The sequence below is a fragment of the Thioalkalivibrio sp. ALE22 genome, assembly GCF_000381445.1.
Taxonomy (GTDB): Bacteria; Pseudomonadota; Gammaproteobacteria; order Ectothiorhodospirales; family Ectothiorhodospiraceae; genus Thioalkalivibrio.
This window is the reverse complement of sequence record NZ_KB906503.1, coordinates 37122-52782: the sequence shown is the minus strand read 5'-3', so window position 1 is coordinate 52782 and position 15661 is coordinate 37122. Positions and strand designations below refer to the sequence as shown.

The following is a 15661-nucleotide window of genomic DNA, read 5'->3' as shown; positions in this document are numbered from 1 at the left end:
GCTGCGGCCCCGCCACCGCAGCACCCTAGGCTTCCTCCTTCTCGGCCTCCTTGGCCGGCGCCTCGTCCTTGTCGACCAGGTGGTAGCAGGGCGCCTTCTCCATGGTGTACTCGCCCGTCTTCGGGTCACGACGCGAAACCGTCAGGTGGTGCCAGTTCTTGTCATCGAGCTTCATGTAGTCGCCGCGGTAGTAGTAGCCCGGCCAGCGGGTTTCCTTGCGGAACAGGGTGTGGTGGAAGACGCTCTCGGCGGTGCGCACGCGGTGCTTCAGCTCCCAGGCACGCAGCAGCTCGTGGATGTCCTCCGCCGCCAGCTTGTCCAGATCCTCTTCCAGGATCTTCATCTTCTTCAGGCCGATATTGAGCAGCTTCTCGTTGGTCATGTAGCTGACCGTTACGCCGCCACAGTATTCATCCATCAGCTTCTGCAGGCGGTCAAGACCCTGGCGCGGGTTGATGAAGTTCGGATTGACCGAACCGGCCACGACCTCGTTGCTGTAGATCTTGTAGTGCTCCAGCGGCTTGTAGATCTCCTCTTTCAGCTTGTTGATCTGCGAGTCGGAGACCCGGATACCGTCGGCCTTGCCATCGTCGATGTACTTGCAAGCGGCCTTGGCGGCCAGGCGACCCTCGGTGAAGGAACCGGAGGAGAACGCGTGCGGCGTCCCGCCCACGGCATCGCCGGCACCGAACAGGCCCTCGACGCTGGTCATGCGGTTGTAGCCCCAGAAGTACTCGGGCGGGGAGACATCCTCCGGACCGGAGCACCAGGCGCCACAACCCGTGGCGTGCGAGCCCATCACGTAGGGCTCCGAGGTGGTGAGCTCGGGGTTCTCGTTCTTGGGGTCCACGTCGGTGGCGGCCCACAGCACGGCCTGGCCGACGGTCATGCCCAGGAAGTTCTCCCAGCCCACCTCTTCAAGGTGCGGATCCTGGAAGGCCTCCATGGTGACCATGTGGATCGGGCCACGACCGGCATTCACCTCGTTCAGGAATGCGTGGTTGCGCAGGCAGGTCGGGATCGGGCGATGGGTCCGGTGGGAGGCCTCCGGATCGAGGTACTCCTTGCCGACCATCTCCTGCAGCTGCGGCCACCACTTGGATTCGTACTCTTCGCCATTGCAGTTCTGCGTACGGGTCTTCAGATGCAGGAAGTACGCACCCACCGGACCGTAGCCATCCTTGAAGCGGGCCAGCACGATGCGGTTCTCCATCTGGGTCATCTTGGCACCGGCGTTGATCAGCAGGCCATAGGCCGAGCCGGACGACCACGGGGCATACCAGACGCGACCCGCACCCTCACCGACCGAACGCGGCTTGAAGATCATCGAGGCGCCTCCGGCGGCCACGATCACCGACTTCGACTTGAAAACGTGGTAGTTGCCGGTGCGAACGTTAAAGCCCACGGCGCCGGCGACCCGGTTCTCCTTGGACTCGTCCATCAGCAGATGGGTCACGCAGATGCGGTTGTAGATCGTGTCCGCGGACTTCTTGGCGGCCTCGGCCACGATCGGCTTGTAGGACTCGCCGTGGATCATGATCTGCCAGCGACCTTCTCGCTGATAGGCGCCCGTCTTCGGGTCGCGCATCAGCGGCAGGCCCCACTCCTCGAACTGGTGCACGGTGGAGTCCACGTGGCGCGCCATGTCGAACAGCAGGTCCTCGCGCACCATGCCCATCAGGTCGATGCGGGCGTAGCGCACATGGTCCTCGGGGTTGTTCTCGCCCCAGCGGGTGCCCATGTAGCAGTTGATCGCGTACAGGCCCTGGGCCACCGCACCAGAGCGGTCGATGTTGGCCTTTTCGGCAATCACGACCTTCTTGTCCTGCCCCCAGAAGCGGGCTTCCCAGGCGGCACCCGTGCCGCCGAGCCCGGCGCCACAGACCAGGATGTCGATGTTGTCTTCGACGATTGTCTTGTAGGCCATCAGTAGTACACCCCTTCTTTCAGTTTGAGACCGGCGGCCTCAAGCGTGTGCAGATCCCCCTCATCCATCCGGATGTACTTGGGCTCGTTGAACAACAGCTGGCTGTCACGCATGGATTTGTCCGGTGCGGGGACGTCCGCCAGCTGCGGGATGTGCTTGCCCCAGGGCTTGGTGGTAATCGGCGACAGGAAGTCCTTCTCCCGACCGTCGCGGAACTTGATCTTCCAGGCGATGGTGCCGCGCTCTTCGTCGCGATCGACGCGCACGCTGTGCCCCAGTGGGGCGAAGTCCGCGTAGCCGCGCACGTCAATCGCATGGTGCGGGCAGGCCTTCACGCAGGAAAAGCATTCCCAGCACATGTTGGGCTCGATGTTGTAGGCGCGACGGGTGGTTTCGTCGATATGCATGATGTCTGACGGGCAGATGTCCACGCAGTACCCACAGCCATCGCAACGGGTCATGTATACGAAAGTTGGCATGGTTGTCCTCGATCGATGCTGGTGTTCGGGTTAATGGCTAGTAGTGGTGCGGCGCTTCACGCTGGATGCCCTTCCCCATCTCCATCGGCGCATCGCGCAGCAGTTCCATCGAATGGCGCTGCTGTTGCTCGGGATCGTCGCGCGTGAGGGTCGGGAGGTTCTCGGCGGAGCCGTCGGCACGGGTAATGCGCTTCTGGTAGGCCGCGGCAGGCTTGAAGAACATGTGCGCGAACTTGGACCAGTAGACGGTCGCGAACAGGGTCGTGGTCGCCGCGAGGAAGAGCGCGAAGAACAGCCACCCGAGGGCGCCGGTGCCCTGGGTCAGCGACCACAGGATGGCGAAGGTCGACATCGCCAGCAGCGACACGATGAACAGATCGGCCCGGACCAGCTGGTACCAGCGACGGCCCTCGGAGTAGACGTCGACGCGAATGAAGAACCAGAACCAGTAGCCGCCGAAGGCCAGCGACAGGGCGCCCAGATGCCACAGGACCGGCCACACGCCCGCGGCGGGCTCGCTGGCGTAGCCAAAGATCAGGACCGCGGAGGAGACCACGAACAGGATAAAGCCCCACATGGTGAACAGATGGGACGCGCGTCGTTTCGGGTTCTTGAATTCACCGGAGGTGATGACCTCTTTCCCCAGGGTCTGCATGGCCTGGGAGAATTTCTCGCCGCCGCTCACGCTGCGGGTCGCGTTCTTCTCGGCTTTCTTGGCGTTCTCGAAGAAGTACTGGGCACTCCTCTTGTGCATCATGTCGAGGATCGTGCCGGCGGCCACCAGAATGACCATGAGCACGACATACGCCTGCATTGCGGCTGGTGGAATAAACGCAGCCAGTTCGGCAAAGGGATTGCTAGTGATCACGGCGTCAGGCCTCCTCAGAGTGTCCAATGGGCACACCGAGTCTGTGCCAACTCGATCTTTTGCTTCAAATCAAACTTGCTTCCCCGCGCATAAGCCCGATGAATGAGGTCATATGCTTATTTATGGAAACACTTATCTAGCGGCCCAGGCAGACGCCATCGCAAGCCGCCAGGCTGGCCCGGGGGCGGCACACCGCCCGCTGCCCGCAGCACGCGGGTCCGGGGCGCCAGCGATGGCACCGGAACGAACGCCCGGGCCGGGTGAGACAAAGGGAGAACGGCCGCTGATCGAGGCGCTCCCGGGGCAGGGCTGACGGCCCTGACGGGTGGACAGATCCGGATTTGCGGCTGCGGGGGCGGTCAAGAAACCCGAACCTTTATGGACTATCTTGTGCTACGTTCGGGGTCGACCAGCAGCGCGCCCGCCCCGTCAACCGGGTGGGCGCATGCGCCCCGAACACGACTTACGTGTGGCACAGACCACCCCATCCATGCAGTTCACATCCAGCGTCGGCAGGAGAGAAAGCCCCATGATCAAACCGCACGGTGCAGACACCCTGAAGCCCCTGTTCGTCTACGACCCCGATCAACACCACGCCCTGCTGCAGGAGGCCGAGACCCTGCCCTCCGTGGTCATCAGCTCCGGCGCCGCCGGCAACGCCGTCATGATGGGCGGCGGCTATTTCACGCCGCTGACCGGGTTCATGAATGTCGCCGACGCCATGAGCTGCGCGGAGAACATGCGAACCACCAGCGGCCTGTTTTTCCCGGTGCCCGTGGTCAACCTGCTGGAGGATGCGGACGCCATTCGCGGGGCCAAGCGGATTGCCCTGCGCGACCCGAACATGGAGGGGAACCCGATCCTCGCCATCCAGGAGGTCGAGGCGATCGAGGAATTCACGCCCGAGCAGATGGCGACCATGACCGAAAAGGTCTACGGCACGACCGACATGGAACACCCCGGGGTCGCCGCCTTCAACAGCGTGGGCCGCGTCTGCGTATCGGGGCCCATCCAGGTGCTGCACTTCTCGTACTTCCAGGACGATTTCCCCGATACCTTCCGCACCGCCGTCGAGATCCGCAACGAGATCGCGGAACGCGGCTGGAACCGGGTGGTCGCGTTTCAGACCCGCAACCCGATGCACCGCGCCCACGAAGAGCTGTGCCGCATGGCCATGGAGCAACTGGATGCGGACGGCGTGGTGATCCACATGCTGCTGGGCAAGCTCAAGCCCGGCGACATCCCGGCCCCGGTGCGCGACGCCGCCATTCGCAAGATGGCCGAGCTCTACTTCCCGCCGAACACGGTGATGATCACCGGATACGGCTTCGACATGCTCTATGCCGGTCCGCGCGAGGCCGTGCTCCATGCGCTGTTCCGCCAGAACATGGGCGCGACCCACTTCATCATCGGGCGTGATCACGCCGGGGTGGGGGACTACTACGGGCCGTTCGATGCCCAGACGATCTTCGACACCGAGGTACCCGCGGGCGCGCTGGAGATCGAGATCTTCCGGGCCGACCACACGGCCTACTCGAAGAAGCTAGACCGGGTGGTGATGATGTGCGATGCACCCGACCACACGAAGGAGGATTTCGTGCTCCTGTCCGGCACCAAGGTTCGCGAGATGCTGGGCCGAGGCGAGGCACCGCCGGTCGAGTTCTCCCGCCCGGAAGTGGCCAAGATCCTGATGGAGTACTACCAGGGGCTGAACCGGTAGCAGAAACGCGGTTCAGGCATCCGACCACCCGCACACTCGCGCGGGTGGCCGGATGTCGGCTCCGGCTAATAGGTCTTGGACAAGGTCGCCTGGATCTGCGCGAAGGTGCGGGCGACGTCGAAGGTCTGCACCTGAATCCCCAGCTGACGCCCGATCTGGGTCGCCGAGAATATCCCCCTTATGCGAGTCTCACCCGTCTGGGGATCCCGCTGACCGACCAGCGCATGCTGGCGCCCCCAGTCCTTCAGCGTGGCGACGATATCCGCCACGTCCGCCTGCATCACGCGCTGCATGTCCAGCAGGTCCACGTCATCCAGCGGCACCATCAGGTCACGCACCCGAAGGTCGTCGTACCGCATGCCGCGCTCGTTCACCATCTGGACCGGGCGCTCCCCCTGAGTGTCGCGGGCCGTGATCAGACCCAGCACGCGCTCCGAGTCCACTACGATCAGCAGCCGGACACCCCGGGCGATCATCTGCTCGGTCGCCTGGTTGAGCGTCGCCTCGGGACCGATCGTCGCAACCGGCACCCGGCGGAAATCGGTCATTACGCACAGCGCCGAGGAAGCCAGGGTGACCTGGGGGTCTTCCTCCGACACCTGCTGGAGCCCGATTCCGGGGGCCGCCTTTTGCGACGGAAGGGGCTTGTGCGGGAATTCTGCGGTCATCGCGTTTCTCCATCCACGGTGGAATCCAGAGGGACACGAATGACGCGCCCTCTCCTAGACGATGCCCTGAGACGAAGGCGCTGACAAGCGGGTCGATCATCCCGCGCCGAAACGCCACCCCGCTGCCGAATGCGGGCCGTATGACCGAGTCGGATCAGGCCGCGCTCTCCTCGGGTGTCGCCCGGATCGCGAAGTCCATGGTCTCGAGATCGCCCAGCGCCCAGGTCGCCCGCGGCGCCCCAAGCCCGGCCACGGTGCCCGGATTCACGAGCCAGGTGGCGCCATCCTTCACGTGCGGCTGCTGGCGGATCTCGGTCTCGTGGCTGTGGCCGCAGCAGACGAGGTCATAGTCCCCGGTGCAGGCCATCGCATGGGCGTAATGGGGGTAGTGCGTGACGAAGATGCGCCGGCCACCGAGGGTGATGGTGGCGTCCAGCCCGTAGTAGTGCAGGAGGCCATCGGACTGGTGCGCGATGCGCGAGATCGCGACCGGGTCCCCCAGGTTGTTGCCGTGCACCGCGTGGATCGGCACACCCAGCTTCAGTGACGCCCGCAGCGTGTTGCCGCCGATCACGTCACCACAGTGGATGACCGCCTCGGCGCCCTCGGCAATGCCGGCCTCGATCGCGCGGGCCAACATCGGGCCACGGTCGTGACTGTCGGAAACAATGCATACCTTCATGGGTTGGCAGGCCTCTGTTGTGAAATTCCGGTGCCGGAACGATAACACTGCCGCGCCCCGCCCTGCGTCCGGGCCCGATTCGGGGCATCCGAACGGGCGCGAAGAATCCATCTTTGACTCCCTTGTGGTGGATACCCCGGAACTGCATAGTGGGGGTAACCCCGATCGAAGTAAGGGGTATTGCAGTATATCGCGATTGTCTAACTTACAAGGCGTTGACGATTTATGGCACAGACCCCGTCGCAGGAAATCAAGAACACCACCTGTTACATGTGCGCCTGCCGCTGCGGCATCCGGGTGCACCTGCGCGACGGGGAGGTGCGCTACATCGATGGCAACCCGGAGCACCCGATCAACGAAGGCGTGATCTGCGCCAAGGGCGCCTCCGGGATCATGAAACAGCACTCGCCCGCGCGGCTGACCCAGCCCCTGCGGCGCAAGGCCGGCGCCGAGCGCGGGGATGGCGAGTTCGAGCCGATCTCCTGGGAAGAGACCTTCGAGATCCTCGCCGAACGCCTCGGGCACATCCGCGAGACCGACCCGAAACGCTTTGCCCTGTTTACCGGGCGCGACCAGATGCAGGCCCTGACCGGGCTGTTCGCCAAGCAGTTCGGCACCCCCAACTACGCGGCCCACGGCGGCTTCTGCTCGGTGAACATGGCCGCCGGCATGATCTACACCATCGGCGGCTCGTTCTGGGAGTTTGGCGGCCCCGACCTGGAACGCTCGAAGCTGTTCGTGATGATCGGCACCGCGGAGGACCACCACTCCAACCCGCTGAAGGTGGCGATCTCCAAGTTCAAGCGCCAGGGCGGGCGCTTCATCTCCATCAACCCGGTGCGCACCGGCTACTCGGCCATCGCCGACGAATGGGTGCCGATCCGCCCCGGGACCGACGGTGCCCTGCTGCTGGCACTGATCCACGAGATCATCAACAAGGGCCTGTACGACCGCGACTTCCTGGTCCGCTACAGCAATGCCGGCCAGCTGGTGAACATGAACGAGGAGCAAGACGACTTCGGCATGTTCCTGCGCACCGAGGATCCGCCCGAGGAGGGCTGCTACGACGCGCAGAACCAACTGTGGTGGGACCGCAAGACCGGACGCGCGGTGCCGACCCACACGCCGGATGCCGATCCGTTCCTGCTCGGCGAGTTCACCCTGGATGACGGCACCCCGGCCAAGCCCGCCTTCCAGCTGCTGCAGGACCGGGTCGCCGAATACACGCCGGAATGGGCCGCCCGGATCACCGGGATCGATGCCGAGGACATTCGCCGGCTGGCCCACGAAATGGGCGTTACCGCGCGCGACCAGCGCATCGAACTCCCCATTGCCTGGACCGACTCCTGGGGCGTGGAACACGAATCCGTCACCGGGAACCCGGTGTCGTTCCATGCGATGCGCGGACTGGCCGCGCACTCCAACGGCTTCCACACCATCCGTTCGCTGTCGATTCTGATGTCGCTGCTGGGCACCATCGACCGCCCCGGCGGCTTCCGCCACAAGGCGCCGTTCCCGCGTCCGATTCCACCCTGCGCCCGCACGCCCAAGGGGCCGGAGGGCGTGCAGCCAGGCAAGCCGCTGGACGGCATGGTGCTCGGCTGGCCCGCGGACCCGGACGACCTGTTCGTGGACGACAAGGGCGAGCCGGTACGCCTCGACAAGGCCTTCTCCTGGGAATACCCGCTGGCCGTGCACGGCATGATGCACAACGCCATCACCAACGCCTGGCGCGGGGACCCCTACCCGATCGACACCTTGCTGATCTTCATGGCCAACATGGCGTGGAACTCGACCATGAACACGGAAGAGGTCCGCAAGATGCTGAACGACAAGGATGACAACGGGGACTACAAGATCCCGTTCCTGGTCGTCGCGGACGCGTTCCAGTCCGAGATGACCGCGTTCGCGGATCTGATCCTTCCGGATACCACCTATCTGGAACGCCACGACGTGATGTCCATGCTGGACCGCCCGATCTCCGAGTTCGACGGCCCGGTGGACTCGGTGCGGATCCCGGTGGTGCCGCCCAAGGGCGAGTGCAAGCCGTTCCAGGAAGTCCTTATCGAGCTCGGCTCGCGCCTGAAACTGCCGGCGTTCGTGAACGAGAACGGGGAGCGCAAATTCCGCGACTACCCCGACTTCGTCGTCAACTACGAGACCGAACCGGGCTCCGGTATCGGCTTCCTGGCCGGCTGGCGCGGCAAGGGCGGGGAGAAATCCCTGCGCGGCGAACCCAACCCCAACCAGTGGGAGATGTACGCCCAGAACAACTGCGTATTCCAGTACGAGCTGCCGCGCAGCTACCAGTACATGCGCAACTGGAACAAGGGTTATCTCGAGTGGTCGCAGCGCAACCGCATCACGCGCTTTGGCGAGCCGATCCTGATCCACCTCTATTCCGAGGTGCTGATGAAGTTCCGCGCCGCCGCTCAGGGTAAGGGCCCGTCGCGCAAGGCGCCGGCGCATCTGGCCAAGCGCGTGGAGACCTTCTTCGACCCGCTGCCGTTCTACTACGACCCGCTGGAGTACCAGACCACCAACAAGCACACCTACCCCCTGGCCGCGATCACCCAGCGTCCCATGGCGATGTACCACTCCTGGGACTCCCAGAACGCCTGGCTGCGACAGATCCACGCGCACAACCTGCTCTACGTGAATTCGCGCACCGCGCGGGCCGCCGGGATCAACGACGAGGACTGGATCTGGGTGGAAAGCCAGTGGGGCCGGGTACGCTGCATGGCCAAGTACTCCGAGGCGGTCGAACCCGGAACGGTCTGGACCTGGAACGCGATCGGCAAGGCCGCGGGGGCCTGGAACCTGACACCCGAGGCCAACGAGTCGCGCAAGGGTTTCCTGCTGAATCACCTGATCTCCGAGGAGCTCCCGGGCGATGAAGGCCCGATCTCCAACTCCGACCCCGTCACCGGGCAAGCCGCCTGGTACGACGTGCGCGTGCGCATCTACAAGGCCGAAGAAGGGGCGCCGCAGGAGACATCGCCCCAGTTCAAGGCCCTGCACCCCTACCCCGGCCAGTCCAAGCGGGCCCGTGTGGTGAACTTCTTTGCGGGAATAGGAGGTAAGAAATGACCCAACTCGCCCTTGTCATCGATCTCAACGTCTGCGTGGGCTGCCACGCCTGCGTCACCAGCTGCAAGGAATGGAACACCTCGGGCGATGCCGGCCCGCTGGTCGACCAGAACCCCTACGACGCGGACCCCACCGGTACCTTCTTCAACCGCGTGCAGAGTTTCGAGGTCGGTGAATACCCGAATACCGAGACGGTCCACTTTCCCAAGTCCTGCCTGCACTGCGAAGAGCCGCCCTGCGTGCCGGTCTGCCCGACCGGGGCGTCCTACAAGCGCGAGTCGGACGGCATCGTTCTGGTCGACTACGACAAGTGCATCGGCTGCAAGTACTGCTCCTGGGCCTGCCCCTACGGGGTGCGCGAGGTGGACGCCGAGAGCAAGGTGATGACCAAGTGCACCCTGTGCGTGGACCGCATCTACAACGAGGAGCTGCCGGAGTGGGATCGCAAGCCGGCCTGCGTACGGGCCTGCCCGACCAACGCACGACTCTACGGGGACATTCATGATCCCGAATCGGTCGTCTCGAAGGCGATCCGCGAAGCAGGCGGCTATCAGCTGATGCCGGAATGGGGCACCAAACCGGCCAATCACTACCTGCCACGACGCAAGACTCAGCTGACCATCCGCGAGGACGAGGTGGAGCGCGCCGACAACCCGCTGAAGATCGACAGTCAGCTGCCGAAGCCCGGGCAGGAAGAACCCTCGCTCGACGACGTCACCAGCTGGTAAACAGGGACGAAGACACTATGCATCCAGCCTTCTCGGTTATCTTTCTCACCACCCTGATCGGCGCCGGCCAGGGCCTGTTTCTCGGTCTGTTCGGTGCCGAGTCTCTCAGTCTTCTGGGCGTGCTGCCGCCGCCCGGTTCGGACTTCCTGGCGCTGGGCTCCGCACTCGCCCTGGTCTTTCTGGTCCTCGGGCTGGTCGCCTCGTTCTTCCACCTGGGGCGCCCGGAACGCGCCTGGCGCACCGCCACCAAGTGGCGCACCTCGTGGCTGTCGCGCGAGGTAATCGTGCTCCCGGCGTTCATGGGCGTGGTCTTCCTGTACGGCGCGGCCCACGCGTTCGGGTTCAACCCGCCTCTGGGCACGCTGGCCGGGGACGTCCCCATCCTGCCGACCGTCGTGCTCGGTGCCATCGGCGCGCTGCTGGCGATCGTTCTGTATGTCACGACCGCGATGATCTACGCCTGCATCAAGTTCCTGCAGGAATGGCACTCCCCGCTGACCGTGGTGAACTACACCGTGCTGGGCGCTGCCAACGGCTTCACGCTGGCGGCTGCCTATGCGGCCTGGGCCGGTGTCCCGCTGGTCGCGTTCCTGGCGACGGTGGCGATCGTGCTGACGCTGCTGGGCCTGGCCACCCGCATCGCATCGCTGGTGCGCAACGCCCGTATCAAGTCGAAATCCACGGTGCAGACCGCGATCGGCGTGAAGCACCCGAAGATCCAGCAGAAGTCCCAGGGCTTCATGGGCGGTTCGTTCAACACCCGGGAGTTCTTTCACCACATGTCCGCGACGTTCCTGCGCGGGATGAAGTGGATCTTCCTGCTGGGGGCGTTCGCGATCCCGGCGCTCCTGCTCCTGATCGCCCTGGTCACCCGGGTCGACCCGGTCAATGTGCTGATCGCCGCGTTTGTCATCCAGTACCTGGGACTGGTGGCCGAGCGCTGGTTCTTCTTCGCCCAGGCCAACCACCCGCAGAACATCTACTACCAGTCGGTCGCCTGACCCCGGTCGGGGGGCGGCCTGGCCGCCCCCCGTCCACCCCCACTACGGGCCCTGTTTCAAACAGACCGCTCAGGTGGCAGGCCAGCCCTCCGTCGCGATGCCTTCCCCCAGATCGACCTCTACCAGGCGGCGACGCACCTCCAGCAGCTTCTCGACCAGGGCCGGTTCGACGCGCTCGTAGGCCTCCGCGTCCGGCACCCGGTTAACCACCACCCCCAGCAGTTCGGTGATCGCGTTACCGATCGAGTTCTGGCTGATCGTCACGATCAGCCGGCCCTCGTCATTGCGGTAGATCAGCTGCTTGAAGGCCGGCTGCCAGCGAATGGCATGGGCGTACTTGGCATCGGTAAAGCAACGGTCGCGTACCTTCTTGGCGGTCTTCAGGAAGTCATTGTTGAACAGCAGGACCTCCTCCACCGCATCGGGAAAGTGCACGCCCTCGGGAATCGGGGCATTGCGGGTGGAGACCTGCGAGAAAAAGGTGCGGTAGAAGTCCAGAAAGCCCTGCAGGACGGCGTCGTATTCGCGCCAGAAGCGGATGTCCTTCAGCGCCTCGACCCCGCCCTGGATCTCCCAGCTCGGCAGCCCATGCGGGTAGCCGGTCAACCCGAGGCGCGCCTCGTGATCGGACGCCGGGCGCAGGATCTGCAGATCCAGGGCCCGGGTAAAGAACGCCCGGTAGACATCGCGCATATAGGCCTGGAACAGGCTGTGCTGACCGCCATCAGTCAGATTGGGGTTGCCCGGATCCGCCAGCGGCGCATCGGCCAGTTCCGACTTCGGAAAGACGATGAAATGGTTGTGCAGCATGCGGATGCTGGGCACCCCCGGCGCGGTCAGCGGCCACGTCGCGTCCAGGCTGGCCTCGCCCGCCAGCACCAGGGCCTCGGCCGGGTCCGGGTACTGCTCCAGCATGTACTCGATGATCACCCCGTTCATCCGGTTCCAGACATGCCGCACCGGCTCCGGCACCTGGGTGCGCCGCACCGGGCGGCCCATCGGGTCGAGGATGGTCTGCGAGGTGTTGTAGATGATGGAACAGTCGAACTCGTTGCTGTGCCCCAGCGCCTTGCGATAGAGCAGCAGGTTTTCCGGATTCACCAGCAGCCCGTTGTTGTGGACCAGGTCCGCCAGGTTTTCGGTGCTGTTGAAGAATTCGTTGGGTTTCATGCCCTCCGGGATGTCCAGGGGGATGGGCCGAAACGGCGTGGTGATCTCGCGGGGGCCGGCTTGCATGACGGTCAGTGACTCCTTGCAGGGGGGCGATGCCAGGGCGGCGCGGGCGGACTTGTACCTACAACCACAATGCCTGTACTGTAACTTGCGCGGCTCGGGAGTGTCTGCCGCGACCATAGCACAACCACCCACTCCTCAGAGGAGCGAGAGCATGCGACTGATTCTGTTGGGGGCGCCCGGCGCCGGCAAGGGCACGCAAGCCCAGTACATCTGCGAGAAGTACAACATCCCGCAGATCTCTACCGGCGACATGCTGCGCGCGGCGGTGAACGCAGGCACCCCACTGGGCATGAAGGCCAAGGAGGTCATGGATGCAGGCGGCCTGGTCTCCGACGACATCATCCTGGGTCTGGTGAAGGAACGCGTGGAGCAGCCCGATTGCTGCGACACCGGCTTCCTGTTCGACGGCTTTCCGCGCACCATCCCGCAGGCCGAGGCCCTGAAGGAACAGAACGTGCCGCTCGACTTTGTCGTGGAGGTGGATGTCCCGGACGAAGAGGTGATCCGGCGCATGAGCGGGCGGCGGGTGCACCCGGGCTCCGGTCGCACCTACCACGTCGAGTTCAACCCGCCGAAGGTCGAGGGCAAGGACGACGTCACCGGCGAGGACCTGATCCAGCGCGAGGACGACAACGAAGAGACGGTGCGCAAGCGCCTGGAGGCCTATCACAGCCAGACCCAGCCGCTGGTCGAGTTCTACTCGAAGTGGGCGGACAGCGATGACCCGTCGGCGCCGCAGTACGTCCACATCAAGGGGACGGGGTCGGTGGAAGACATCCGCGACCAGATCTTCAAGGCTCTGGGCTGACGATCTCGCGGAAGGCCCGGAAAGTGCCTCCCACGAGGTAAAAAGGCCCGCCCGGAGCACCGGGCGGGCCTTTTCGATTCGGGGACCAGCCAACCGGCCAGCCCCCTTTGCTGCCGAGCGGGCCGCGACTAGCGCCCCAGGACTTTGGTCACCTTGTTCTGCCGCAGCCGGTAGGCATCCGGCATACCGGAACCCAGCAGGGGCCGCAGGTACATGCGGAAGGCATCGGTCACATCGGTGCCCGAGGCATCGATGAACTCGTCCGGCATCACCTTGGTCTTGCCGGCGACCGCCTCCAGCGGCACATACTCGTAGTCCACCGAGTAAAAGCCGGTGCGCTTGATCGCCACCGAACCGTCGCGACCTTCCCACATCGCGAACTGCACAGCCTTCTCGCCCACCTCGCGGGCTTCGCGCTGGTCGACATCCGAAACACAGCCAATAAAGGCCCGCTGCAGATAGCCGAAGGTGTCGCCACGCACCCGCTTCACCCCCAGCTTGTCGCGAATCTCGCCACACAGCATGTCCGCCAGCGCCCCGGTACCGGAGAGCTGGACGTTGCCATGGGCATCCTTCTCGACATCCTTCGCCAGCTTGGTCGCGATGGGTTCATCGTTGGCATCGTGGATGCCCTCGCTGACCGCGATCACACAACGGCCGTGGCGATCCATGGTGGCCTTCACATCCTTCAGGAACTGGTCGACCTCGAACACCCGCTCCGGCACGTAGATCAGGTGCGGCCCGTCATCCGGGAATTTCTTGCCGAGCGCGGAGGCCGCGGTGAGAAAACCGGCATGACGCCCCATGACCACCGCCAGATAGATCCCCGGCAGGGCGTAGTTGTCGAGGTTGGCACCAATAAAGGCCTGCGCCACGAACCGTGCCGCCGACGGGAAACCCGGCGTGTGGTCGTTCTCCACCAGGTCGTTGTCGATCGTCTTCGGGATGTGCACGCAGCGCATCGGATAGTTGGCCTTGCGCGCCTCCTCGCTGACGATGCGGACCGTGTCGGAGGAGTCGTTGCCGCCGATATAGAAGAAGTAGGTGATCTCGTGGGCCTTCAGGACCTTGAAGATCTCCTTGCAGTAGTCAAGGTCCGGCTTGTCGCGCGTGGACCCCAGGGCGGACGAGGGCGTCTGCGCGACCATCTCCAGGTTATGGGTGGTCTCCTGGGTCAGGTCCAGGAATTCCTCGTCGATGATCCCGCGGACCCCGTGGAAGGCCCCGTAGACCAGTTCGACGTCGGTGAATTTCCGGGCCTCGAGGACCGCACCCACCATGGATTGATTGATTACCGCCGTCGGGCCTCCACCCTGGGCGATCAGAACCTTGGCCATCTTCGTCCTCCTTTTGCGACTTGCGTGCGAACCATCGGTGAACCGGCCGCATAGCGACCGGGGCATCTCGATGCAACAAAGCCCGAAGATAGCAAATTCCGCACCCTGTGTACGGAATTGTTTAATTGTATTATCAGAAACTTATTTAATGGCGCACAGCCCGGCGGGCCTACCTGCATAAGCGTCAGTTGTGCCCCCTGGCAGGGGGCAAGGCAGAACTCAGTCGCGCAGGTGCTGATTGACGAAGTGCGTGACCCGAATCATCGCGTCGCGCGAGGCGAGGTCATCGGCGAAGGTGCGGTTATTGCCGTTGCGGAAGTCGAAGCCGCGACCCACACCGGGATATTCGATCCAGGTGACATCACCGCCGCGGCTCTCCAGTCCATCCGCGGCCATGCGCGCGGTACGGTGGCGCTGGTACTGCTCCTCGTCGCCGATCAGGATCATCATCGGGATCTCGAGCTGATTGACCTCGTTGGCGTAGCGGTACACCTGGTGCGGCTCGCCCAGATTCGGGTCCTGCAGGTGCGGGTAGTAGCCGGCCCAGCAGGCGACATCCTCGACCTGGCGCTCGAAGGTGACGGCGACCTTCAGGGTCTTGTAGCCGCCACGAGTGATGGAGACCAGGCAGGCACGGTCGCCCGCGATGTCGTCACGCGCCAGCAGGACATCCAGCCCGCTGTTCAGATCGCCTTCCAGCTCGTAGTCATGATCCAGCGGGTGGCTCTCCATGAAGCGGCCGGTGTACAGGTCCGGCGCCAGCACCACGAAGCCGCGGGCGGCCAGGCGCTTCACGTGCAGTTCGGCCAGGTCGTCCAGGCCGCGCCGGCCGTGGGTCCAGAGGATCGCCGGATAGGCCTCGCCATCGGCCGGTCTTGCCACCATCGCCGGGATGTCGATGCCGTCGCGCTGGTATTCGATGCGTTCAATGGTGACCTCGTGGTTCTCCAGATCGGAATACATCACGCCGTCTTCCCACCAGTCGTCATCCCACCACCAGTTGTCGGAACCGGTGGGTTCATCGGCCGCCAGCGGCGCTACGAACAGGCTGGCAGCCGCCAGGAACAGGAGAGGACGCAGTACAGAAACCATCGGGAACCTCGTGCGGATCAATGTG

The 15661-nt window shown here is 64.4% G+C and carries 13 protein-coding genes; 5 read left to right on the top strand and 8 right to left on the bottom strand.

The window, feature by feature from the left end; translation table 11 throughout:
- Positions 1-25: 25 nt before the first annotated feature.
- From aprA to F793_RS0106370, 3 genes are read right to left on the bottom strand one after another with little or no spacing between them, the layout of a single operon-like run.
- Positions 26-1927, bottom strand: a complete 1902-nt coding sequence (gene aprA, locus F793_RS0106380; protein WP_018877190.1) for an adenylyl-sulfate reductase subunit alpha — start codon at positions 1925-1927, stop codon at positions 26-28.
- Positions 1927-2406 (bottom strand): adenylyl-sulfate reductase subunit beta, encoded by a 480-nt coding sequence (aprB, locus tag F793_RS0106375; RefSeq protein WP_038028264.1) that lies wholly within the window; start codon positions 2404-2406, stop codon positions 1927-1929. Before aprB ends, aprA begins: the two co-directional genes overlap by 1 nt.
- Positions 2407-2443: 37 nt before the next feature.
- Entirely contained in the window at positions 2444-3220 is a 777-nt protein-coding gene (locus tag F793_RS0106370; RefSeq protein ID WP_018867725.1) for a hypothetical protein, read from the bottom strand.
- Positions 3221-3803: 583 nt separating this feature from the next.
- Between F793_RS0106370 and sat the strand changes: the two genes are divergently transcribed.
- On the top strand, positions 3804-4994 hold the full coding sequence (gene sat / locus F793_RS0106365) for a sulfate adenylyltransferase (RefSeq protein ID WP_018877189.1): 1191 nt from the start codon (positions 3804-3806) through the stop codon (positions 4992-4994).
- 65 nt (positions 4995-5059) lie between these two features.
- Here the strand turns inward: sat and F793_RS0106360 are convergent, their stop codons facing one another.
- Both F793_RS0106360 and F793_RS0106355 read right to left on the bottom strand, forming a co-directional pair.
- On the bottom strand, positions 5060-5662 hold the full coding sequence (locus tag F793_RS0106360) for a CBS domain-containing protein (RefSeq protein WP_018867723.1): 603 nt from the start codon (positions 5660-5662) through the stop codon (positions 5060-5062).
- A gap of 154 nt (positions 5663-5816) precedes the next feature.
- Complete coding sequence (locus F793_RS0106355; RefSeq protein ID WP_018867722.1) at positions 5817-6344, bottom strand: metallophosphoesterase family protein; 528 nt, start codon at positions 6342-6344, stop codon at positions 5817-5819.
- A gap of 225 nt (positions 6345-6569) precedes the next feature.
- Between F793_RS0106355 and F793_RS0106350 the strand changes: the two genes are divergently transcribed.
- From F793_RS0106350 to F793_RS0106340, 3 genes are read left to right on the top strand one after another with little or no spacing between them, the layout of a single operon-like run.
- Positions 6570-9434, top strand: coding sequence for a molybdopterin oxidoreductase family protein (locus F793_RS0106350; protein WP_018867721.1), 2865 nt, complete (start codon positions 6570-6572; stop codon positions 9432-9434).
- Positions 9431-10162: a 4Fe-4S dicluster domain-containing protein gene (locus tag F793_RS0106345; protein ID WP_018881736.1), complete on the top strand. Its 732-nt coding sequence runs from the start codon at positions 9431-9433 to the stop codon at positions 10160-10162. Before F793_RS0106350 ends, F793_RS0106345 begins: the two co-directional genes overlap by 4 nt.
- 17 nt (positions 10163-10179) lie before the next feature.
- Entirely contained in the window at positions 10180-11163 is a 984-nt protein-coding gene (locus tag F793_RS0106340) for a DmsC/YnfH family molybdoenzyme membrane anchor subunit (RefSeq protein WP_018867719.1), read from the top strand.
- A gap of 69 nt (positions 11164-11232) precedes the next feature.
- On the opposite strand, the gene F793_RS0106335 is transcribed toward F793_RS0106340, so the two are convergent.
- Entirely contained in the window at positions 11233-12399 is a 1167-nt protein-coding gene (locus F793_RS0106335) for a hypothetical protein (protein WP_018881737.1), read from the bottom strand.
- A 151-nt stretch (positions 12400-12550) separates the two neighbouring features.
- On the opposite strand from F793_RS0106335, the gene adk reads away from it, so the two are divergent.
- Complete coding sequence (gene adk / locus F793_RS0106330) at positions 12551-13207, top strand: adenylate kinase (RefSeq protein WP_018877185.1); 657 nt, start codon at positions 12551-12553, stop codon at positions 13205-13207.
- 128 nt (positions 13208-13335) lie between these two features.
- On the opposite strand, the gene F793_RS0106325 is transcribed toward adk, so the two are convergent.
- Together F793_RS0106325 and F793_RS0106320 are read right to left on the bottom strand one after the other, a co-directional pair.
- Positions 13336-14544: a 6-phosphofructokinase gene (locus tag F793_RS0106325; protein ID WP_018867716.1), complete on the bottom strand. Its 1209-nt coding sequence runs from the start codon at positions 14542-14544 to the stop codon at positions 13336-13338.
- 219 nt (positions 14545-14763) lie between these two features.
- Positions 14764-15636, bottom strand: a complete 873-nt coding sequence (locus F793_RS0106320) for a dienelactone hydrolase family protein (RefSeq protein ID WP_018867715.1) — start codon at positions 15634-15636, stop codon at positions 14764-14766.
- Positions 15637-15661: the final 25 nt, after the last annotated feature.

What these genes read in the sequence shown, in the direction of transcription:
- aprA (WP_018877190.1), bottom strand. Translation starts at nt 1,927, where the DNA reads ATGGCCTACAAGACAATCGTCGAAGACAACATCGACATCCTGGTCTGT.
- aprB (WP_038028264.1), bottom strand. Translation starts at nt 2,406, where the DNA reads ATGCCAACTTTCGTATACATGACCCGTTGCGATGGCTGTGGGTACTGC.
- F793_RS0106370 (WP_018867725.1), bottom strand. Translation starts at nt 3,220, where the DNA reads ATGCAGGCGTATGTCGTGCTCATGGTCATTCTGGTGGCCGCCGGCACG.
- sat (WP_018877189.1), top strand. Translation starts at nt 3,804, where the DNA reads ATGATCAAACCGCACGGTGCAGACACCCTGAAGCCCCTGTTCGTCTAC.
- F793_RS0106360 (WP_018867723.1), bottom strand. Translation starts at nt 5,662, where the DNA reads ATGACCGCAGAATTCCCGCACAAGCCCCTTCCGTCGCAAAAGGCGGCC.
- F793_RS0106355 (WP_018867722.1), bottom strand. Translation starts at nt 6,344, where the DNA reads ATGAAGGTATGCATTGTTTCCGACAGTCACGACCGTGGCCCGATGTTG.
- F793_RS0106350 (WP_018867721.1), top strand. Translation starts at nt 6,570, where the DNA reads ATGGCACAGACCCCGTCGCAGGAAATCAAGAACACCACCTGTTACATG.
- F793_RS0106345 (WP_018881736.1), top strand. Translation starts at nt 9,431, where the DNA reads ATGACCCAACTCGCCCTTGTCATCGATCTCAACGTCTGCGTGGGCTGC.
- F793_RS0106340 (WP_018867719.1), top strand. Translation starts at nt 10,180, where the DNA reads ATGCATCCAGCCTTCTCGGTTATCTTTCTCACCACCCTGATCGGCGCC.
- F793_RS0106335 (WP_018881737.1), bottom strand. Translation starts at nt 12,399, where the DNA reads ATGCAAGCCGGCCCCCGCGAGATCACCACGCCGTTTCGGCCCATCCCC.
- adk (WP_018877185.1), top strand. Translation starts at nt 12,551, where the DNA reads ATGCGACTGATTCTGTTGGGGGCGCCCGGCGCCGGCAAGGGCACGCAA.
- F793_RS0106325 (WP_018867716.1), bottom strand. Translation starts at nt 14,544, where the DNA reads ATGGCCAAGGTTCTGATCGCCCAGGGTGGAGGCCCGACGGCGGTAATC.
- F793_RS0106320 (WP_018867715.1), bottom strand. Translation starts at nt 15,636, where the DNA reads ATGGTTTCTGTACTGCGTCCTCTCCTGTTCCTGGCGGCTGCCAGCCTG.